Raw genomic sequence first — 21,122 nt, forward strand, 5'->3', positions numbered from 1 at the left:
GATCAGCCCGGCAGCACCACCATCGGCGTGGCCTTCATCGCCGCGGCAAGTGCGGCAAAGCGGGCCTCGGCCACTTCGCCAAACAGCCCCGCGCCGCGTTTCGTCAGCCGCAGCTCGATCGCATTCGTTGTCGCGTTGTAGCTCAGTTCCCCGGCATCGCCCGGGTCCTGGATCGAGAACATCGCGCCAAACCGCATCGCCTTGCCCAGAATTTCCGCCTCGCGCAGCTGTTCGGGCGAGAGCAGCGAGAACAGCGGCTCGAACCGGCTGCCCGCGCGCGAATTCTTGTAGCGATGCAGCAGCGACACCCCCAGAAACACCCGTTCGGGATGGCTCAGCGCCGCCATGTTGGCGCGGGTGACATTGTCGAAACAGGCCTCGGCGCGGTAATCGGGATGGGTGCGCCAGGTGGTGTCGTGAAGCAGGCAGGCCGCCCGGATCAGCCGGTAGCGCTTGGGCGAGACCTCGCCAAAGAGCGGCTGGATGAAGGCATGCAACCGTTTCCCGAACCCCGGCAGCCGCGACATCGTGCGTTCGGCATGCCGGCACGCCTCGATCAGGGGATCGCGCGCCCGCAGCTTGTCGGGCATCTTTTCATAAAGCAGCCCCTCGCGGATGCCATAGGAGGAAACGTCGATCTCCTTCGGCTTGAAGGTCTCGATCAGCTCGCGCAGCACCATCGAGGCGAGCGGCACCAGCTCCATCCGCGCTTCCGAGGTGCCGGTCTTCGCCCGCAGCGCCGCCATGTCCTGCTTGGCGACCCAGTCGAGCGTTTTCAAAAGGTTCTCCGGGTCCATCCGGTATTCGTGCAGCACCAGAAGCGGATAGTTGCGCCGCTCCATGTCGAGCCGCGCAATCGCCCGCCACGAGCCGCCGACCAGATAGAGCCGCTCATGCCCAAGCCCCACCGCCGCGGCGAGCCGCGCGATATGCTCGCGGATATGCGCGGTCAGCTCCTTGCGGCCGCCCTTGACCTGCTGCAGCCGGAACGGGCCCAAGGGCGAGGTCGCCCGCGCGCCGACCTTGCCGCCGCCCAGAACGGCCAGCTCCATCGAGTTGCCGCCGATGTCGCAGATGATCCCCTGCGCCTCGGGCCAGCCCACCAGCACGCCCTGCGCCGAAAGCCGCGCCTCCTCGGCGCCGTCGATCACATGCAGCCGCAGCCCGGTTTCCTGCTCGACCTGACGCTGAAACTCCGGCCCGTCCTTGGCCTCGCGCACCGCGGCAGTGGCGACACAGGTCAGCGGCCCGATCTCCATGCCCTTCGCCAGCAGCGCGAAACGCTTGAGCGCCGAGAGCGCCCGGGCCCGGCCCTTGGGGTAAAGCATCCCGGTTTCCGCCAGCCCCTGACCCAGCCCCGCCATCACCTTTTCGTTGTAGAAATAGGCGGGCGAGCGGGCGGCGCCGTCAAAGACCACCATCCGCACCGAGTTCGAGCCGACATCGACGACACCGACGCGCGAGAGCGCCCGCGCCGAGGGATCATCGAACAGCTCGCGCCCGAAAGGATCCCAGTCCTCGTTGTCCGAGTGCGGGGCAACGGTCTTTGCGATCATCGGGCAGCCTGCTGAGTCGTTACGGTGTGAGCGACCTCACGCTATCGTGTCCAGGGGGGAATGGGCAAGGGCAGGAACGTCCTTGGCCCCCGCCGAGCCCCGCCCCGAGAGCGAAGGATTTTCCATGAAATAGCGATGACAGGAAAAAAGCTCTTTTCCTTCAGGTAGATGGCGTGTGTAGTGGCCATCGGGGCCGAGTAACCAGCTTTGCGCGGTATCGGCCATGTTCGCGGTCATGATCTGCCCCACGATCTGCGCCTTCACCGTCTCGTTCTTCGCTTCGACCAGGGTTTCGACCCGGCGCGTCAGGTTGCGGCCCATCCAGTCGGCCGAGGACATGAAGACCCGCGCCTGATCCGAGGGCAGGCCGTGGCCATTGCCGAAACAGACGATGCGCGAATGCTCCAGGAAGCGCCCGACGATGGATTTGACCCGGATATTCTCCGACAGGCCCTTGATGCCGGGCCGCACGCCGCAGATGCCGCGGGTGACAATGGAAATCTTCACCCCGGCATTCGAGGCGGCATAAAGCGCGTCGATCACCTCGGGGTCGATCAGGCTGTTCATCTTGGCCCAGATCTCGGCCGGACGCCCGGCTTTCGCATGGTCGATCTCGGCGCCGATCAGCTCCAGAAGCCGCGGTTTCAGCGTGATCGGCGAGATGGCGAGGTTCTCCAGCCCTGCGGGCTGCACATAGCCCGACAGGTAGTTGAAGACCTTGGTGGCGTCGCGGCCCAGCTGCGCATCGCAGGTGAAGAAGCTCAGGTCGGTATAGATCCGCGCGGTGATCGGGTGATAGTTGCCGGTGCCATAATGGGTATAGGTCACCAGCGTATCGCCCTCGCGCCGCACCACGGTCGAGATTTTCGCATGCGTTTTCAGATGCATGAAGCCATAGACCACATGCGCGCCCGCGCGTTCCAGCCGCCGCGACTGGCGGATGTTCGCCGCCTCGTCGAACCGCGCCTTGAGTTCCACAAGCGCCGTGACCGATTTGCCCGCCTCGGCCGCCTCGCACAAAGCATCCACCACGGGGCTGTCCTTGGAGGTGCGATAAAGCGTCTGCTTGATCGCCAGCACGTTCGGGTCATGCGCCGCCTGATTGAGGAAGCGGATCACCAGATCGAAGGTCTCGTAGGGGTGATGCAGCAGGATGTCTTTCTGCCGGATCGCCGCGAACATGTCGCCCGCGTGATCCTCGACCCGTTCGGGCACGCGCGGGGAAAACGGCGGCCAGAGCAGGTCGGGGCGGCTCGACAGCACCAGCTGCGACAGATCGGCGATGCCCAAAAGGCCCTTGACCTCGACCACCGCATCGGGGGCGACCTGCAATTCCTCCATCACCAGACGGCGCAGCGCCTCGGGGGCGCCCGCCGAGATCTTCAGCCGGATCACCTGACCGCGGCGACGCCGTTTCAGCGCGGTTTCAAACTCGCGCACAAGGTCTTCGGCCTCGTCCTCGACTTCCAGATCGCTGTCGCGCAGCACCCGGAAGGCGCAATGGCCGGTGTCGGCATAGCCGGGGAACAGCATGCCCAGATGCAGCAGCAGCAGCTCTTCGAGCGGCAGGAAGCGGGCCTCGCCGGGCAGGCGCACGAAGCGGGCGATCTGCTGCGGGATCGGCAGCAGCGCCTGCATCCGGCGCTTGTCGATCTCGCGCTCCAGTTCCAGCGCCAGACAGAAGCCGGTGTTGGGAATGAAGGGGAAGGGGTGAGCCGGGTCGATGGCGAGCGGCGAGAGCACCGGGAAGACATTGGCAAGGAAATATTCCGCCAGAAAGGCGCGGTCGCGGGCGTTGATCCGGGTGCGGGTGAGCAGATGGATGCCCTCGGCCTCCATCTCGCGGCGCAGCCGGTTGAAGGTGGTCTGCTGCGTTTCCATCAGCTTGCGCGCATCGGCGTTGATCAGCACCAGCTGTTCGGCCGGCGTCAGCCCGTCATCCGAGGGCACGACGTTACGCTCGCGCACCAGCTCCATCAGCCCGGCGACGCGGACAGTGTAGAATTCGTCCAGATTGTTGGCCGAGATCGACAGGAAGCGCAGCCGTTCCAGCAGCGGCACGCGCGGATTTTCCGCCTCTTCCAGAACCCGCCAGTTGAAGGCGAGCCAGCTCAATTCCCGGTTGAAAAACCGCTTTGGCCCGGTGCGTTCTTCGTCCGGGATGGTGACGGGGGCAGGGTAAGGGGCGGAAAGAAAATCGGCGAGTGTCATGGGGCGCTTATGCTTTTCAATTGTGACGGCGCGATGACAGTTTGGCGTCAGCCTTGCAGCCTGTCCAGCACTTCGGCAGCCATCGCACGGGTAATTGCGCGGCCTTCGGCCAGCGCGCGCGCATCCAGCGCCTCCACCACCGCCCGCGCCGTGCCCAGCGCGCGTTCCATCCGCAAGACCAGCCAGTCGATCAGGCTTTGCGGCACCGTCAGCTGCCGGTCGGCGAAAAGCTTGACCAGCACGGCGGCCAGCAGCGCCTCGTCGGGCGGGGCGATGCGCACCGATTGCGTCGCATCAAGGCGGCTTTTCAGATCGGGCAGCCGCAAGCCCCAGTCGCGCGGCGGGCAGGGGGCGGTGATCAGACAGCGCCCGCCCTCGGCCGCGGTCAGGTTGAGCAGGTGAAACAGCGCCTGTTCCGCCGCTGCCTGCCCGGCCAGATGCTGCGCATCCTCGATCACCACGGCGCCGGTCGCGGCCAGATCGGCCACCGCCTCGGGGCGCAGCTCGGCGGCGGGGCGGATCACCGCGCCGCGCTCAGAGGCCCAGATCGCGGCCAGATGGCTTTTGCCCGCGCCCTCGGGGCCCAGAAGCAGCATCCGGCCCTGCGCCCAGGTTTCGGGCGCGTCAAGCAGGCTCAGGGCCAGCGCATTGGCCGGGGCGACGAAGAAATCCTCGCGTCCCTCGGCGACGCGCACCGGCAGCGGCAGGGGCAATTGGCGGGTCATGTCAGGCCTTGGTCTCGGTGGCGTCCGACAGCGTCGTCGGCGTCTCGTCCAGCGCGGCAAGACCGCGGTAAAGCCGCCCCTGCCGGTAATGCTCGATGGCGAAGCGGGCCAGCACGCCGATCACCGCCGAGACCGGCACCGCGACCAGCATGCCGACAAAGCCGAACAGCGTGCCAAAGGCGGAGAGCGCGAAGATCAGCCACAGCGGATGCAGCCCGACCGAATTGCCGACCAGACGCGGGGTGATCACGTTGCCCTCCAGGAACTGGCCGATGGCGAAGATCGCGGCGACGATGCCGATCGACATCCAGTCGCCCCAGAACTGGAACAGCGCCAGCCCGATCGCCAGCACCCCGCCCACCAGCGCGCCGACGTAGGGGATGAAGGTCAGCGCCCCGGCGATGGCGCCCGCCAAAAGGCCAAAGCTCAGCCCGGCCGCCATCAGCGCGGCGGCATAAAAGCCGCCCAGAATCAGGCAGACCGAGACCTGGCCGCGCACGAAGCCCGACAGCACCCGGTCGATGTCGCGCCCCAGCTGCCGGATCGTCGGCGCATGGTCAAGCGGCAGCAGCGTGTTGATCTGCGCCACCATCCGGTCCCAGTCGAGCAGCATGTAAAAGGTGACGACCGGCACGACGACAAGGAACACCACCGCATTCACCAGCGTCATCGCCGAGGACAGGAGCCCCTGCGCCAGCTCGCCGCCGCGCGCCTTGACCGCATTGCCCAGGCTGGCCAGCGATTCATTGATGATCGAGCCATGTTCCATCATCGAGGGGAAGGTGGTGGTCAGAAACCCCTGCAATCTGGTGGCGATGGCGGGGGCGGTCTCGACCAGGCCGATGAGCTGGCGCAGCAGCAGCGGCGCCACGGCCAGCGCCAGAATGACGATGCCCAGCGTGGCGATCAGCGCGATGGTGGTGGTGGCCAGCGCCCGGCTCAGCCCCAGCCGTTCCAGCCGGTCGGCCAGCGGGTCGAGGAAATAGGCGATGGCGCCGCCCACCAGAAAGGGCAACAGCACATCGCCCAGTTTCCAGAGCACCAGAACAAGCACTGCGGCACTGATGCCCCAGATGGTGATTTGGCTGCGAACCGGCAGGGCCATGCGCCTCTCCTTGCGAGTACCGGGGCAAAATCGGGGTTTTGCGGCCCGGTTGCAAGGGCCGATGCGGTGAAAACCGGGGCCGGATCAGCGGCCGGTATCCAGGGGGGCGGTGTCCGGGGCGCCGACATCGGGGGCGATGGTCATTTCGGCGGTGCCGGGGCCGGGATAGCGAAACGCCATGCGCATCAGCGGCGGCGGCGACATCCGCTCAAGCTTGCGGAATTTCACCGCAAAGCCAAGGCTTTCCAGATGCGCCATCATTTCGGCGCCCTGTTCGGGGGTGCCGCCGATCTGGCGCAGTTCGATGATGCGGATGCCGCGCAGATGGTGGCGCAGCCGGGCGTGGTCGCTTTCGATCAGGAAGGGCACATGGGTCATGCGCGCAGCATGGCAAGGGACATGGCCGAGGCCAAATGGTTTTTTCGTGACGGGGCACTCCTGCGCCCGCTGTTGCCGATCCGACGCGGCGGCCGGATCGGGGCCTGGCGACCCGGTCTAGAGAATCCCGGCATGGCGGATGTCCTCGGCGGCGAAATCGATCAGCGCGCGCAGCTTGCGCGGCAGCACCCGGCCTTCCAGATAGACCGCGCTGACCGGGCTGGGCGGGCTGTGAAAGCCGGTCAGCAGCGGCACCAGCGCCCCCGTTTCCAGCGCGCCGCAGACTGCAAACCGCGGCGCATGGGCGATGCCAAGCCCCGCAATCGCCAGCTCGGCCGCCGCCCGCGCCGAATTGACGTGAAACCGGCCCTGCACCGTGACCTCCCGCGCCGCCCCCGCCTGCGCGGCGCCCGCCTGAAACTGCCAGCGCCGCGGCTGCTGCCGGTTGGTGTCGACGATGCAATCATGCCGCGCCAGATCCTCGGGCTGCGCGGGCGTACCATGCGCGGCCAGATAGGCCGGGCTTGCCACCACCACGGTCCGGCTTTCGCCCAGCCGCCGCGCCTTCAGCGACAGCATCTCCGAGCGGCCGATGCGAAAGGCCAGATCGATCCCGTCGCGCGCCAGATCGACGAAGCGGTCGCTCAGCCGCAGATCGAAGCGCAGCCCCGGATGCGCCGCGGCAAACCGCGCCAGCATGCCGCCGACATAGATCTCGCCCAAAGTCACCGGCGCCGACAGCCGGATCACCCCGGAAAACCCGCGCGAGCCCTCGGAAACCCCGGCCAGAAGATCGTCGAGATCATCGAGCAGCGCCGGCGCCCGCGCCAGCAGATCCGCCCCCGCCGGCGTCAGCCCGACCCGCCGCGTGGTGCGCTGCAACAGCCGCACACCGAGCCGCGCCTCGAGTTCCGCGACATATTTCGAGGTCAGCCGGTTCGACACCCCCAGCTGATCGGCGGCGGCGGTGAAAGACCCGGTCTGCGCCGTGGCAACAAAGGCGCGCAATTCCTCGGTGATGTCCATCCGGTCCCCATTCAGAACAATATAGGGATAGTCATTCCATACATTCTTCATTTTGTGGAGGCTCCGCAAGGCCTATTCCGGTTGCAGCAAGGCCGCGTCGGGCGGCCCGACCAGGAGATCAAGATGACCACGACCCCCGCCGCCGCCGATTATGCCGCCACGCTGTTGCGCCTGACCTCGGGCGTGACCTTCCTGGCCCATGGGCTGCTCAAGCTGACCGTTTTCACCATCCCGGGCACGGTGGGCTATTTCGAAAGCCTCGGCCTGCCGGGCGCCTTTGCCTATCTGACGATCCTGGCCGAGCTGGGCGGCGGGCTGGCGCTGATCCTCGGCGTCGCAACCCGGGCGGTGGCGTTGGCGCTGATCCCGGTTCTGCTGGGGGCGGTCTGGGTGCATGCGGGCAATGGCTGGCTGTTCTCGGGCACCGGCGGCGGCTGGGAATTTCCGCTGTTCTGGGCGATGATCCAGGGCGTGATCGCGCTTCTGGGCGCCGGGGCCTTTGCGCTGCACCTGCCGGGGCTGGACCGCCGCCTTGGCATCTTCGCCTGAGCCAACCGTCACCGCCCGCGGCGCCAACCCGCGGGCGGTCCGCCCAAGGAGAAAGCCATGCCCCCCGTTCAAACCCTCTCGGCCCTGCGCGACCGCTTCGCGCCCTCGGACCGGATGCCGCTGGTCTTTCTGGGCCACGGCAGCCCGATGAACGCGATCGAGGACACCGCCAACAGCCGCGCCTGGACCGCGCTGGGCCGCAGCCTGCCGCGCCCAAAGGCGATCCTTGTCGTCTCGGCGCATTGGATGACGCGGGGCACGACGCTCGTCGATGTCTCGGCGCTGCCGCGCACGATCCATGATTTCTACGGCTTCCCGCAGGCGCTTTTCGACCAGCGCTATCCGGCCCCGGGCGCTCCGGCGCTGGCGCGCGAGGTGGTCTCGCTTCTGGCCAGCCACCGCGCCGCGGGCGATGACAGCTGGGGCCTCGATCACGGCGCCTGGACGGTGCTGAAGTTCCTGTATCCCGAGGCCGACGTGCCGGTGTTTCAGGTCTCTGTCGACATGAGCCGCGATCTGGCCCATCAGCTGGAGATCGGCCGGACGCTGTCAGAGCTGCGCAACCGCGGCGTGCTGATCCTCGGCTCGGGCAATGTGGTGCACAACCTGCGCGCCGTGACCTGGAGCGATGACGCGAAACCGCTTGATTTCGCACAGGACTTCGACGCGTTGTTCACCGGGCGGCTGACCGATCGCGACTTTGCCGCGCTGGCCGACCGCGCCGGGCTCGGCTCCCTTCTGCAGCAGGCCCATCCCAGCCTCGATCATTACCTGCCGACGCTGACCATCGCGGGCGCCTCGGATGCGCGCGACGATCTGACCTTCCTGACCGAGACGATCGATCTGGGGTCGATCTCGATGCGCTCCTTCGTCTTTCACCCGCGCTAGGGGCTACCACAGCCCCTCGGCGCTTTCCTTCAGCACCGCGGCCGAGCGGTGCAGCGCCGCCCATTCCCCCTCGTCAAGCGAAGGGACCAGCGTCGAGACCACCCCGGCCGCGCCGATCACCCGCGGAAGCGACAGCGCCACATCGGCAATCCCCGCCACCTCGGGCGAGCGGATCGAGACCGACATCACCGCGCGCTGATCGTCGCGGATCGCCTGCACCAGCCGCGCCAGCCCCGCGCCGATGCCATACCAGGTCGCGCCCTTGCCCGCGATGATCCGATAGGCGGCCTGGCGCACCCCCGCGTCGATCTTCGCCCGCACCTCCTCGGTGATCGCCACCCCCAGCTGCGATGCGATCCGGTCCAAAGGCTCGGCACCGACGCGGGCGCTGGACCATGCCAGCACCTCGCTGTCGCCATGCTCGCCCAGCACGAAGCCATGCACCGAATGCGCGGCCACCCCCAGATGCCCGGCCAGAAGCGACCGGAACCGCGCCGAATCCAGCAGCGTGCCGGTGCCGATCACCCGCTCGGGCGGCAGGCCCGAGGCGCGCTGCGCCACCTCGGTCATGATGTCGACGGGGTTCGAGGCGACGATCAGCAGCGCCCCGGGCGCCTGGGCGCGCACCTTGGCGATGACTTCGGAAAACACCTCGGCATTGCGCGACAGAAGGCTGAGCCGGCTCTCGCCCGGCTTTTGCGCCACCCCCGCCGCCAGGATCACGATGCCCGCCCCCGCCAGCACCTCGTAATCGCCCGCGCCCAGCTTCACAGGATGCGCAAAGGGCACGGCATGGCCGATATCCTCGGCCTGCGCCTGCGCCAGCGCCGCGTTGCGATCGACAAACACCACCTCCGACGCGCCACCGCGCATCGCAATGGCAAATCCCGCCGCCGAGCCGACCATGCCCGCGCCCACGATTCCGACCTTCATCGCCCGTCTCCCGATTGTGATGGCGCTACCATGACACGCCCGCATTCCCGCGCAACCCCGTTTCAGCCCCGCCGCCCCTTTGCCGCAACCCCGGTTTTCCTTGGCGCAAATACGCCCGGGGGTGCGGGGGCGGAGCCCCCGCGGGTCGCCCCGGCCCTGCCGGGGCGAAAGCCCCCGCGCGCGGCGGCCCGGCAAAAGCTCTGGTCAGAAGGGGCAACTTGGTCTAAAGTCGTTGCCAAGACCCGATAATCGGGCGTTTCTCGGCAGATCAGGCAAACGAGCGGTTTTCGCGATGACGGAAATGGTTTTCGGCACCGTCCCCTTGCGGGCGACGGATCCCGTGCTTCCACGCTGGTGGCGCACGATCGACAAATGGGCGCTGACCGCGGTCTTCGCGCTCTTTGGTGTCGGCATGCTTCTGGGCCTTGCCGCCTCGGTGCCGCTGGCCGAAAAGAACGGGCTTGAACCCTTCTATTACGTCAAGCGTCAGGCGCTGTTCGGCGGCGTCGGCCTGGTCGTGATGGTCGCGATCTCGATGATGAGCCCGCAGCAGGTCCGCCGCATCGGCGTCGTGGGCTTCGCGCTCGCCTTCCTTACCCTGATGGCCCTGCCGGTGATCGGCACCGATTTCGGCAAGGGCGCGGTGCGCTGGATCTCGCTCGGCTTCGCCTCGTTCCAGCCCTCGGAATTCCTCAAGCCCGGTTTCGTCATCGTCTCGGCCTGGTTCATGGCCGCCGCGCTGGAGGTGGCAGGCCCGCCCGGGCGGCTTTATTCCTTCATTCTCACCGCGCTGATCGTCGTCACGCTGGCGCTGCAGCCCGACTTCGGACAGGCCTCGCTGATCCTGTTCTCCTGGATGGTGATGTATTTCGTCTCCGGGGCGCCGATCCTGCCGCTGGTCGCGGCGGGGGGGCTTTCGGTGGCGGGGGGCTTTCTGGCCTACAACATGTCCGAACACGTCGCGCGCCGGATCAACGGCTTTCTCTCGGCCGAGGTCGATCCGCGTACCCAGATCGGCTATGCCACGAACGCGATCCAGGAGGGCGGCTTCTTCGGCGTCGGCGTCGGCGAGGGCTCGGTGAAATGGTCGCTGCCCGATGCGCATACCGACTTCATCGTCGCCGTCGCGGCCGAGGAATATGGCCTCGTCCTCGTCCTCGGCATCATCGCGCTTTATGCCATCGTCGTGCTGCGCTCGCTCACCCGGATGATGGCCGAACGCGACCCCTTCGCGCGGATCGCGGGCACTGGCCTTGCCTTCGCCTTCGGCGAGCAGGCGCTGATCAACATGGGGGTTGCGGTGCGGCTTCTGCCCGCCAAGGGCATGACGCTGCCCTTCGTCAGCTATGGCGGCTCCTCGGTGATCGCCAGCGGCATCGCGCTTGGCTTCCTGCTCGCGCTTACCCGTACCCGGCCGCAAAACGAGATCGCCCGGATTCTCGGCAATCGTCCCGCCGCCTGAGGAGGGGGTCATGGATCACGACAAACCGCCTCTGCTTCTGATCGCCGCCGGGGGAACCGGCGGCCATATGTTCCCGGCCCAGGCGCTCGCCGAGGCGATGGTCCGCCGCGGCTGGCGTGTGAAGCTTTCGACCGATGCCCGCGGCGCCCGCTATGCCGGGGCCTTTCCGGCGCAGGTGCCGGTGGAACAGGTGGCTTCGGCCACCTTTGCCCGCGGCGGCGCGCTGGCGAAACTGGCCGTGCCGTTCCGGCTGGCGGGCGGGATGGTTTCAGCCGTCTGGCGCAATCTGCGCGACCGGCCCGCCGTCGTGGTGGGCTTTGGCGGCTATCCGACGATCCCGGCGCTGGCCTCGGCGCTGGTTCTGGGGGTGCCGCGCGCGATCCATGAACAAAACGGCGTGATGGGCAAGGTGAACCGTGTCTTCGCCCGCCGCGTCCATGCCTTTGCCTGCGGCACCTGGCCCACCGATCTGCCGCCCGGCGTGCAGGGCACCCATACCGGCAACCCGGTCCGCGCCGCCGTGGTCGAGCGCGCCGGGGCCGCCTATATCCCGCCGGGCGATTATCCGATGTCGGTTCTGGTGATCGGCGGCTCGCAGGGGGCGCGGATCCTCTCGGATCTGGTCCCCGCGGCCTTCGCCGCCCTGCCCGAGAGCTTGCGCCGCCATCTGCGCATCGCCCATCAGGCCCGCCCCGAGGATGCCGCCCGCGTCACCGAAGCCTATCAGGCCGCGGGCCTCGAGGCCGAGGTCGCGCCCTTCTTCGCCGATGTCCCCCGCCGTCTGGCGGAATGCCAGCTTGTCATCTCGCGCTCGGGCGCCTCGTCGGTGGCCGATATCTCGGTGGTCGGGCGGCCCGCGATCCTCATTCCCTATGCCGCCGCGACGGGCGATCACCAGACCGCCAATGCCCGCGGCCTGACCGAAGCGGGTGCGGCGATCCTGATCCCCGAGGCCGCCGCCTCGGTCGCCACGCTCTCCAGCCAGATCGCGCTTGTTCTGGACAATCCCGAAGGCGCGGTGCAAATGGCGCGTGCAGCGCTGGCCGAAGGCATCCCCGATGCCACGGCGCGGCTCGTGACCATCGTCGAAAAGCTTGCAGGACCCCGCCCATGAACGCGACCAAATTGCCCGGAGAGCTGGGCCCCATCCATTTTATCGGCATTGGCGGCATCGGCATGTCGGGCATTGCCGAAGTGCTGATGACGCAGGGCTTTTCGGTGCAGGGCTCGGATGCGAAGGCCAGCAAGATCACCGACAGGCTGGTCGAGCTGGGCGCGACCTTTTTCGAGGGGCAGCGCGCCGAGAACATCGGCGCCGCCGCGGTGGTGGTGATCTCCTCGGCGATCAAGCCGGGCAACCCGGAACTTGAAGAAGCCCGCCGCCGCCATCTGCCCGTGGTGCGCCGCGCCGAGATGCTGGCAGAGCTGATGCGGCTGCGCTCGAACATCGCGATCGCGGGCACGCATGGGAAAACCACCACGACGACGATGGTGGCGACGCTGCTCGACAAGGGCGGCTTTGATCCCACGGTGATCAACGGCGGCATCATCCATGCCTATGGCTCGAATGCGCGGGCCGGGGCGGGGGAATGGATGGTGGTCGAGGCGGATGAAAGCGACGGCTCCTTCAACCGGCTGCCCGCGACGATCGCCATTGTGACCAACATCGACCCCGAGCACATGGAGCATTGGGGCACGATCGAGAACCTGCGCAAGGGCTTTTACGATTTCGTCTCCGGCATCCCGTTCTACGGTCTGGCCGTCTGCTGCACCGACCACCCCGAGGTGCAGGCGCTGGTGGGCAAGATCACCGACCGCCGCGTCGTGACCTTCGGCTTCAACGCGCAGGCCGATGTGCGCGCGATCAATCTGCGCTTTGAAAATGGCCGCAACTGCTTTGATGTCCAGCTGCAGGCCGAAGGCGCGGTGATCGAGGGCTGCACCCTGCCGATGCCGGGCAATCACAACGTCTCGAACGCCTTGGCGGCCGTCGCCGTCGCCCGCCATCTGGGCATGAAGAAGGACGAGATCCGCGAGGCGCTGGCGAATTTCGCGGGCGTGAACCGGCGCTTCACCAAGGTGGGCGAGGTGCTGGGCGGTGTCACGGTGATCGACGATTACGGCCACCATCCGGTTGAAATCGCAGCCGTTCTGAAAGCGGCGCGGCAGGCGGTGTCGGCCACGCCGGGCGCGCGGGTGATCGCGGCGCATCAGCCGCACCGCTACACCCGGCTGCAAAATCTGTTCGATGATTTCTGCACCTGTTTCAACGAGGCCGATGTCGTCGCCATCGCCGATGTCTATGCCGCGGGCGAGGAGCCGATCCCCGGCGCGTCCCGCGATGATCTGGTGTCCGGGCTGATCCGGCACGGCCACCGCCACGCCCGCGCGCTTTTGAACGAGGAAGACCTGGCGCGACTGGTCCGGGAACAGGCCCGGCCCGGCGATATCGTGGTGTGCCTTGGCGCCGGGACGATCTCGACCTGGGCGAACGGATTGCCCGCCAAACTCGGATAACCCAGCACTATCGGAGGACAGCCATGACGTTTTCGCTTGCCACCGCTTGTCTCTGGGCGGTGATCGCCTCTCTCATCGCGCTGGGTCCGCGCCGGTTTCACTGGCGTGCCGCCTGGGCGCTGATCGCGGTCGGGGTGCCGATCCTTGGCTGGGTCACCTATGAGAACGGCCCGGTCTGGGGGATGGTCGCACTGGCAGGGGGGCTGAGCGTGCTGCGCTGGCCGGTGCGGCGGCTCTTTGCCGCGATGCATCGGCGCGACTGACGGGCGGGGCAGGGGGGCGCTGCCCCCTCTTTTGGCTGCGCCAAAATTCACCCCCGGCGTATTTGCGCCAAGAAAAAGCCCGGCGTTTTCCTGGTCGAAATACGCCGGGGGGAGTCCGCTTGCGGACGGGGGGCAGCGCCCCCCCTTTGTTTCGACCCCTTGCCCCATTGGGGTGCTCTCGTTATGGCAGGGCATGGACAAGCTGAGCTACACCCCGCGCGGCGCGCTGACGCCGAATTACCCCCTGGCCGATCTGACCTGGCTGCGCGTCGGCGGTCCGGCGGATTGGCTGTTTCAGCCCGCCGACGAGGCGGATCTGCGCGCCTTTCTGGCGGCGCTGCCTGCGGATGTAACGGTCTTTCCGATGGGGGTCGGCTCGAACCTGATCGTGCGCGACGGCGGGCTGCGGGCCGTGGTGATCCGGCTGGGCCGCGGCTTCAATGCGATTGCGATCGAGGGCGAGACCGTGACCGCGGGGGCGGCTGCGCTCGATGCCCATGTCGCGCGCAAGGCCGCCGAGGCCGGGCGCGATCTGACCTTTCTGCGCACCATTCCGGGCGCGATCGGCGGCGCGGTGCGGATGAATGCGGGCTGCTATGGCGCCTATGTCGCCGATGCTCTGATCTCTGTCCGGGTCGTGCTGCGCTCGGGCGAAGTTGTTGAAATGGCGGCCGAAGATCTGCATCTGGCCTATCGCAGCTCGACCCTGCCCGATCAGGCGGTGATCGTTTCCGCGACCTTCCGCGCCGCCGCTGGCGATCCCGCGGCGCTGGCCGCGCGGATGGAGGAGCAGATCGCCAAACGCGACGCGAGCCAGCCGACCAAGGCACGCTCGGCCGGATCGACTTTCCGCAACCCTTCGGGGGCGTCCTCGACCGGGCGGGCCGATGACAGCCAGGAGCTGAAGGCCTGGAAGGTGATCGACGACGCGGGGATGCGCGGGGCGACCCTTGGCGGCGCGCAGATCAGCCCGATGCACTCGAATTTCCTGATCAATGCGGGCGGCGCGACGGCGCGCGATCTGGAAACATTGGGCGAGGAGGTGCGCAAAAAGGTTTTGCAGACGCAGGGAATTTCGTTAGAATGGGAAATCATGCGCGTGGGCGAATATTGAGGTCGTCGCGCAGTCCATAACAAGATGCGGCAGAACAGCCCGGGGCGAACCCCGGCAATTGCGAAAGTGGCGGGCATGTCGAGCAGGACGGTCCCCCTCGTGGCGGTACTCATGGGCGGACCCTCGGCCGAGCGCGAGGTGTCATTGTCCTCCGGGCGCGAATGCGCCAAGGCACTGCGGGCGGCGGGATACGATGTAGCGGAAATCGATGCGGGGGCGGACCTTGCAGAGCGTCTTCGGGCGCTGAAGCCCGATGTCGTTTTCAACGCGCTGCATGGCCGCTGGGGCGAGGATGGCTGCGTGCAGGGCATCCTGGAATGGCTGCGGCTGCCCTATACGCATTCGGGCGTGCTGGCCTCGGCGCTGGCGATGGACAAGACCCGCGCCAAGGCCGCCTACAAGGCCGCCGGGCTGCCGGTGGTTGAAAGCCGTCTGGCGGGCAAGGCCGAGGTGATGGCGGCGCATGTGCTGCCCGCGCCCTATGTGGTGAAGCCCAACAACGAGGGGTCGTCCGTCGGCGTCTATCTGGTGCTGGATGGCGCCAACCGGCCGCCGCAGCTCTCGGACGAGATGCCCGAGGTGGTGATGGTGGAAACCTATGCGCCGGGGCGGGAGCTGACCTGCACGGTGATGGGCGACCGGGCGCTGTGCGTGACCGAGATTATCACCACCGGCTGGTATGACTATGCCGCGAAATATACCGCGGGCGGCTCGCGCCATGTCTGCCCGGCCGATCTGCCCGCCGAGATTGCCGAAACGATCCGCGATTACGCCCTGCGCGCGCATCGGGCGTTGGGCTGCCGTGGCGTCAGCCGCACCGATTTTCGCTGGGATGAAAGCCGCGGCACGGCCGGGCTGATCCTGCTTGAGACCAACACCCAGCCCGGCATGACGCCCACCTCGCTCGCGCCCGAACAGGCGGCGGCGGCGGGGATGTCCTTTGCCGATCTGTGCCGCTGGATGGTGGAGGATGCCTCATGCGACCGCTGATCGCCGAGCCGCGCTATCCGCAGATGCACGGGGCAGGGGGGGCGAAAGCCGCGCTCAAACCCGCGCTTGCGCAAAAGCCGCAAAAGCCGCCGCGCCGCACCGTGGCGCCGACCCGGCTGTCGTTCCGGCTCGAACGGCTCTGGCTGACGCCGGTCGTGCGCGTCGTCACCCGCGTCGGCGTGCCGGTGTTCTGCGTCACCCTGGGCCTCGGCCTGTGGCTGGGAAATGAGGACCGTCGCGCCGATCTGATCGAATGGTCGCAGGATCTGCGCATGCAGATCGAGAACCGCCCGGAATTCCAGCTGTCCAGCCTGTCGATCGAGGGCGCCTCGCCCGAGGTCGAAGGCGCGGTCCATGCGCTGTTGCCGGTGCGGCTGCCCGCCTCGCGCTTCGCGCTGGATCTGGAGGGCTACCGCGCCGCGATCCTGCGGCTTGATGCGGTGAAGACGGTGGCTTTGGTGGTGCAACCGGGCGGCACGCTCTCGGTGCGGGTGACCGAGCGCGAGCCGGTGATCCTGTGGCGCACGGCGCTGGGGCTGCAGATGCTGGATGAAAGCGGGCATCGCACCGCCTCGCTGACCCGGCGCGACGCCCGCCCCGACCTGCCCTTGATCGCGGGCGAGGGGGCGGACAAGGCCGTGCCCGAGGCGCTGGCGATCCTGGCCGCGGCCAAGCCGATCCTGCCGCGGGCGCGCGGGCTGATCCGCATCGGCGAGCGCCGCTGGGACATCGTTCTGGACAAGGACCGCCGCATCCTTCTGCCCGAGAAAGACCCGGTGCAGGCGATCGACCGGGCGCTGGCGCTTGACGCCGCGGAAGATCTGCTCAGCCGCGATTTCGTCCGGCTTGATCTGCGCAATGCAACCCGGCCGACGATCCGTCTCAGCGCGCCGGCGCTGGTGGCGCTCCAGCAGGCGGCCGCGCAACCCATAGCGGGGGCTTCGCAATGAGCGAGTTTCACAAGACCCAGCGTGCCATGCGCACGATGCGCACCACCGCGATGGCGCGTGGCGTGATTGCGCTGCTCGATATCGGCACCTCGAAAGTGTCCTGTCTGGTGCTGCGCTTCGAAAATCCCGAGGCGGCGAATGACTACCCGACGCCGCTGTTCCAGCAATCGGCGATGCGGGTGATCGGGGCGAAGACCATCGCCTCGCAAGGCGTCCGCTACGGCGAGATCGACGCGATGGCGGAAACCGAACGCGCGATCCGCACCGCGGTGCAGGCGGCGCAGAAGATGGCGAACACCCGCGTCGATCACGTCATCGCCTGTTTTGCCGGGGGCGATCCGCGCAGCTACGGGCTGGCGGGCGAAGTCGATGTGGCGGGCAGCCATGTCGAGGAGCAGGATGTCGCCCGGGTGCTCGCCGCCTGCGACATGCCCGACATCGGCTGGGGCCGCGAGGTGCTGCATGCCCATCCGGTGAACTTCGCGCTTGATCACCGCTCGGGTCTGTCCGATCCGCGCGGCCATGTCGGCGCGAAACTGGCCACCGACATGCATATGCTGACGGTCGATGCCGCCTCGGTGCAGAACATCATCACCTGCATCCGGCGCTGCGATCTGGAGCTGGCGGGGATCGCCTCCTCGGCCTATGTGGCGGGGCTTTCGGCGCTGGTCGAGGATGAACAGGAACTGGGCGCGGCCTGCATCGACATGGGCGGCGGCGCCACCGGCGTTTCGATCTTCCTGAAAAAGCACATGATTTTCGCCGATACCGTGCGGATGGGCGGCGATACCGTCACCCGCGACATCTCGGCCGGGCTGCAGGTGCCGATGGCGCTGGCCGAGCGGATCAAGACCTTCCACGGCGGCGTGCATGCGACCGGCATGGACGACCGCGAGATGATCGAGCTCTCGGCCAATTCGGGCGACTGGGAAAAGGACCGCCGCCAGATCAGCCGCACCGAGCTGATCGGCATCATGCGTCCGCGCGTCGAGGAGATCCTGGAAGAGGTCCGGGCCAGTCTGGACGTGGCGGGGTTCGACCTGCTGCCGAGCCAGCAGATCGTGCTGACCGGCGGCGCGAGCCAGATCCCCGGGCTCGACATGCTGGCGGCGAAGATCCTGGGCCAGAACGTGCGGCTGGGCCGTCCGATGCGGGTGCAGGGCATGCCCGAGGCGATGCGCGGCCCGGGCTTTGCCGCGATGGTCGGTCTGGCGCTGTTCGCGGCCTGTCCGCAAGACGAATGGTGGGATTTCGAGATCCCGCTGGAACGCATGGGAGGGCGCTCGTTCAAGCGCGCGATCCGCTGGTTCCGCGATAACTGGTAGACCTATCCACAGGGTTGAAGCCGATTCGCTTCCCCAGATGATGCGTCATGCGCGAAATGCCGCCTAACGCTTCTGTTAACTATCCATATTTTGTGGATTTGTTGTGTTTTTTGAGTGACGAAACTCTGAAAGCTGGATACACTTGTGGTAATTTCGGGGACAGTCGGCCGAGAAAGGCCGCGGGAACACAGGCGGACTCCAATGACCTTGAATCTGAGCATGTCAGAGCACGAAGACCTCAAGCCGCGGATCACCGTCTTTGGGGTCGGAGGTGCGGGTGGCAACGCGGTCAACAACATGATCGACAAGGCGCTGGAAGGCGTCGAGTTCGTCGTGGCCAACACCGATGCGCAGGCGCTGCAGCAATCGCGCGCCCGCGATCGCATCCAGATGGGCGTGAAGGTGACCGAGGGGCTCGGCGCGGGCGCCCGTCCCTCGGTGGGCGCGGCCGCGGCCGAGGAAAGCATCGAAGCGATCGTCGATCATCTGGTCGGCGCGCATATGTGCTTCATCACCGCGGGGATGGGCGGTGGCACCGGCACCGGCGCGGCGCCGATCATCGCGCAGGCCGCGCGTGAACTGGGCGTGCTGACCGTCGGCGTGGTGACGAAACCCTTCCAGTTCGAAGGGCCCAAGCGCATGCGTCAGGCCGAGGCGGGCCTTGAGGCGCTGCAAAAGGTCGTCGACACGCTGATCATCATTCCGAACCAGAACCTGTTCCGTCTGGCGAATGAAAAGACCACCTTCACCGAAGCCTTCGCGTTGGCCGATGACGTGCTGTATCAGGGCGTCAAGGGCGTGACCGATCTGATGGTCCGCCCCGGCCTGATCAACCTCGACTTTGCCGACGTGCGCGCGGTGATGGACGAGATGGGCAAGGCGATGATGGGCACGGGCGAGGCCCAGGGCGACGACCGCGCCGTTCAGGCCGCCGAAAAGGCGATCTCGAACCCGCTGCTTGACGAAATCAGCCTGCGCGGCGCCAAGGGTGTGTTGATCAACATCACCGGCGGCTATGATCTGACCCTGTTCGAACTGGACGAGGCCGCCAACCGCATCCGCGAGGAAGTGGACCCGGATGCCAATATCATCGTCGGCTCGACGCTTGATCCGTCGATGGAGGGGATGATGCGGGTGTCGGTCGTGGCGACCGGTATCGACGCCGCCCCGGCGCAGGAAATCCCGGTGCCGCGCCGCTCGATGGCCGAGCCGCTGAAAGCCGCGGCCCCCGCCCCGGCGCCGGTCGAACCCGCGCGTCCGGCGTTGACCGTGACCTCGACGCAGCCGGTGACGATGGCGCAACCGGCGCCGCAACCTGTTGCGCCGCAGCCCGCGCCGCAGCAGGTGGCGCAACAGCCGATGCCCGCGCCGCAGCAACCGGCCGCGCAGCCGGTCTATGACCGCACCCTGTTCGAGACGCCGGTCGCCGCCGCGCCCGCGCCGCAGCCGATGCCCGCGCCGCAGCCGCAGCCGCAACAGTTCAGCGACGAGCTGCCGCCGCCCGCCTACCAGCCCCGTCCCGCCGCCACGCGCGAGATGATGCTGGACGAAGAGGCCAGCTTCGTCGCGCCGCGTCCGCGCGCGCCCGGCCAACCCTCGCCCGAGGCGCTGGCCCGGCTGCAGGCCGCCGTCAGCAAGGTGCCGTCGGGCAATCCGGCCCCCGCCGCGGGCTATCACCGCCCGATGGCGCAGCCTGCGGGCAGCCTCGCCCGCGCCCCGGCGCCGCAACCGGCGGAAAAACCGCGCTTCGGCATCAATTCGCTGATCAACCGGATGACCGGCCATGCCGAGGCCGCGGCGCTGGCCCCGGCGCAGCGGCAGATGCCCGCCGCGCCGCAGCATCAGCCCTATGACGACGAGCAGGACCCCGATCAGGATCGTATCGAAATCCCGGCTTTCCTGCGCCGTCAGGCCAATTGACGCATCACAACATGTCGCAGAAGGGCCGGTGAAAACCGGCCCTTTTCTTTTGTAATTCAATGCTCTAACGCGAAGTCGGCAGGGTTTTGCCCATGCCTTGGCCTTCTGTTTCAGTTTGTTGCAAAAGGTGAATTGTGTGTTTGGTCAACGGTTCTTAACTGAGGCTCGGAAGTCCCCGCCACGATCGGCCGGGGAAAAGAAAGGCAAGCACGACCGTGCAAACCACGCTTGGCGCATCTGTCACCTTCGTCGGGATCGGCCTGCATTCGGGCAAGCCGGTGCGGATGATCGCACATCCCGCCCCCGCCGATCACGGCATCGTCTTCCGTCGCACCGATGTGACGGGCGTCGATCCGCGCATCCCGGCGCTTTGGGATCATGTCACGCCCTCGAAACTGTGCACGCTGATCGAGAATGCCGACGGCGTGTCCGTCTCGACGATCGAACATATCATGGCGGCGCTGGCCGGTCTGGGCATCGGCAATGCGCTGATCGAGATCGACGGGCCGGAAGTGCCGATTCTCGACGGCTCCTCGGCGCCCTTCGTGCGGGCGATCCGCCGCGTCGGCCTGCGGCGTCTTGACGCCGATCTGCGCGCGATCCGGGTGCTGCATCCGGTCGAAGTCCGCGAGGGCGAGGCCGTGGCGCGGCTGGAACCGGCGCCGACGCTGGAGATCGATTTCGCCATCGATTTCGCCGATGCGGCGATCGGCAAACAGGCGAAAAGCCTGAAGATGGCCAATGGCGCTTTCGTGCGCGAGCTGATGGACAGCCGCACCTTCTGCCGTCAGGCCGATGTCGATTACATGCGCGCCCATGGCCTTGCGCTGGGGGGCACCTATGAAAACGCCGTCGTCGTCGATGGCGATGCGGTGCTGTCGCCGGGCGGTCTGCGCCATGCCGACGAGGCCGTGCGCCACAAGATGCTCGATGCGATGGGCGATCTGGCGCTGGCCGGGGCGCCGCTGATGGCGCGTTATGTCGGCAATCGGGCGGGTCATGCGCTGACGAACAAGCTTCTGCGCGCGCTTTTTGCCAATCCCGACGCCTGGGTCTGGGAAACCTGCTCGCCCGAACAGGCGCATCGGCTGCCGGGCGCGGGCGTGCTGCGCGGCTCGATGGCGGCGCGCTGAGGCTTCACGGCCGCGTCAGTCATCCCCCGGCACGCGAAAGGCGTTTTGCGCCGCCGTTTTTTCTGTGCTAGGACGGG

The 21,122-nt window shown here is 67.5% G+C and carries 19 protein-coding genes; 12 read left to right on the top strand and 7 right to left on the bottom strand.

All coding sequences use genetic code 11. The annotated features are described in order from the left end of the window. Positions 1-2: 2 nt before the first annotated feature. The 6 genes from ppx to AC4PTB_RS04390 form a co-directional block, all read right to left on the bottom strand. A complete protein-coding gene (gene ppx / locus AC4PTB_RS04365; RefSeq protein ID WP_492191874.1) occupies positions 3-1,556 on the bottom strand; it encodes an exopolyphosphatase in 1,554 nt (517 codons plus the stop codon). 36 nt (positions 1,557-1,592) lie between these two features. Next, a complete protein-coding gene (locus AC4PTB_RS04370; RefSeq protein ID WP_492191875.1) occupies positions 1,593-3,767 on the bottom strand; it encodes an RNA degradosome polyphosphate kinase in 2,175 nt (724 codons plus the stop codon). A gap of 47 nt (positions 3,768-3,814) precedes the next feature. Further along, positions 3,815-4,492, bottom strand: a complete 678-nt coding sequence (locus tag AC4PTB_RS04375) for a P-loop NTPase family protein (protein WP_492191876.1) — start codon at positions 4,490-4,492, stop codon at positions 3,815-3,817. Between the two features lies 1 nt (position 4,493). Continuing rightward, positions 4,494-5,597, bottom strand: a complete 1,104-nt coding sequence (locus tag AC4PTB_RS04380) for an AI-2E family transporter (RefSeq protein ID WP_492191877.1) — start codon at positions 5,595-5,597, stop codon at positions 4,494-4,496. An 84-nt stretch (positions 5,598-5,681) separates the two neighbouring features. Continuing rightward, positions 5,682-5,975, bottom strand: a complete 294-nt coding sequence (locus tag AC4PTB_RS04385) for a hypothetical protein (RefSeq protein ID WP_492191878.1) — start codon at positions 5,973-5,975, stop codon at positions 5,682-5,684. A gap of 117 nt (positions 5,976-6,092) precedes the next feature. Further along, positions 6,093-7,001 (bottom strand): LysR family transcriptional regulator, encoded by a 909-nt coding sequence (locus AC4PTB_RS04390; protein ID WP_492192580.1) that lies wholly within the window; start codon positions 6,999-7,001, stop codon positions 6,093-6,095. A 123-nt stretch (positions 7,002-7,124) separates the two neighbouring features. Between AC4PTB_RS04390 and AC4PTB_RS04395 the strand changes: the two genes are divergently transcribed. Further along, positions 7,125-7,550 (top strand): DoxX family protein, encoded by a 426-nt coding sequence (locus AC4PTB_RS04395; RefSeq protein ID WP_492191879.1) that lies wholly within the window; start codon positions 7,125-7,127, stop codon positions 7,548-7,550. Positions 7,551-7,607: 57 nt separating this feature from the next. Beyond that, positions 7,608-8,438, top strand: coding sequence for a 4,5-DOPA-extradiol-dioxygenase (gene ygiD, locus AC4PTB_RS04400; RefSeq protein ID WP_492191880.1), 831 nt, complete (start codon positions 7,608-7,610; stop codon positions 8,436-8,438). Between the two features lie 3 nt (positions 8,439-8,441). On the opposite strand, the gene AC4PTB_RS04405 is transcribed toward ygiD, so the two are convergent. Then, positions 8,442-9,371, bottom strand: a complete 930-nt coding sequence (locus AC4PTB_RS04405) for an L-lactate dehydrogenase (RefSeq protein ID WP_492191881.1) — start codon at positions 9,369-9,371, stop codon at positions 8,442-8,444. 292 nt (positions 9,372-9,663) lie between these two features. Here AC4PTB_RS04405 and AC4PTB_RS04410 point away from each other — a divergent pair, with 292 nt between their 5' ends. The 10 genes from AC4PTB_RS04410 to lpxC all read left to right on the top strand — a co-directional run bounded on the left by AC4PTB_RS04410 (position 9,664) and on the right by lpxC (position 21,045). Continuing rightward, complete coding sequence (locus tag AC4PTB_RS04410) at positions 9,664-10,833, top strand: peptidoglycan glycosyltransferase FtsW (RefSeq protein WP_492191882.1); 1,170 nt, start codon at positions 9,664-9,666, stop codon at positions 10,831-10,833. A 10-nt stretch (positions 10,834-10,843) separates the two neighbouring features. After that, a complete protein-coding gene (locus tag AC4PTB_RS04415) occupies positions 10,844-11,947 on the top strand; it encodes a UDP-N-acetylglucosamine--N-acetylmuramyl-(pentapeptide) pyrophosphoryl-undecaprenol N-acetylglucosamine transferase (protein ID WP_492191883.1) in 1,104 nt (367 codons plus the stop codon). Then, complete coding sequence (gene murC, locus AC4PTB_RS04420) at positions 11,944-13,350, top strand: UDP-N-acetylmuramate--L-alanine ligase (protein ID WP_492191884.1); 1,407 nt, start codon at positions 11,944-11,946, stop codon at positions 13,348-13,350. The genes AC4PTB_RS04415 and murC overlap by 4 nt, the downstream gene beginning before the upstream one ends. 23 nt (positions 13,351-13,373) lie before the next feature. Continuing rightward, positions 13,374-13,613: a DUF2484 family protein gene (locus AC4PTB_RS04425; RefSeq protein ID WP_492191885.1), complete on the top strand. Its 240-nt coding sequence runs from the start codon at positions 13,374-13,376 to the stop codon at positions 13,611-13,613. 193 nt (positions 13,614-13,806) lie between these two features. Next, positions 13,807-14,727 carry a UDP-N-acetylmuramate dehydrogenase gene (murB, locus tag AC4PTB_RS04430; protein ID WP_492191886.1) on the top strand — a complete coding sequence of 307 codons (921 nt, stop codon included), beginning with the start codon at positions 13,807-13,809 and terminating at the stop codon, positions 14,725-14,727. 111 nt (positions 14,728-14,838) lie between these two features. Further along, a complete protein-coding gene (locus tag AC4PTB_RS04435; protein WP_492191887.1) occupies positions 14,839-15,717 on the top strand; it encodes a D-alanine--D-alanine ligase in 879 nt (292 codons plus the stop codon). Next, on the top strand, positions 15,705-16,667 hold the full coding sequence (locus AC4PTB_RS04440) for a cell division protein FtsQ/DivIB (RefSeq protein WP_492191888.1): 963 nt from the start codon (positions 15,705-15,707) through the stop codon (positions 16,665-16,667). The genes AC4PTB_RS04435 and AC4PTB_RS04440 overlap by 13 nt, the downstream gene beginning before the upstream one ends. Then, complete coding sequence (gene ftsA, locus AC4PTB_RS04445; protein WP_492191889.1) at positions 16,664-17,992, top strand: cell division protein FtsA; 1,329 nt, start codon at positions 16,664-16,666, stop codon at positions 17,990-17,992. Before AC4PTB_RS04440 ends, ftsA begins: the two co-directional genes overlap by 4 nt. A 201-nt stretch (positions 17,993-18,193) precedes the next feature. Beyond that, positions 18,194-19,912 carry a cell division protein FtsZ gene (gene ftsZ, locus AC4PTB_RS04450; protein WP_492191890.1) on the top strand — a complete coding sequence of 573 codons (1,719 nt, stop codon included), beginning with the start codon at positions 18,194-18,196 and terminating at the stop codon, positions 19,910-19,912. Positions 19,913-20,127: 215 nt separating this feature from the next. After that, on the top strand, positions 20,128-21,045 hold the full coding sequence (gene lpxC, locus AC4PTB_RS04455; RefSeq protein WP_492191891.1) for a UDP-3-O-acyl-N-acetylglucosamine deacetylase: 918 nt from the start codon (positions 20,128-20,130) through the stop codon (positions 21,043-21,045). Positions 21,046-21,122 lie beyond the last annotated feature (77 nt).

This window comes from Rhodobacter sp. 4.3.4 (genome assembly GCF_058724655.1).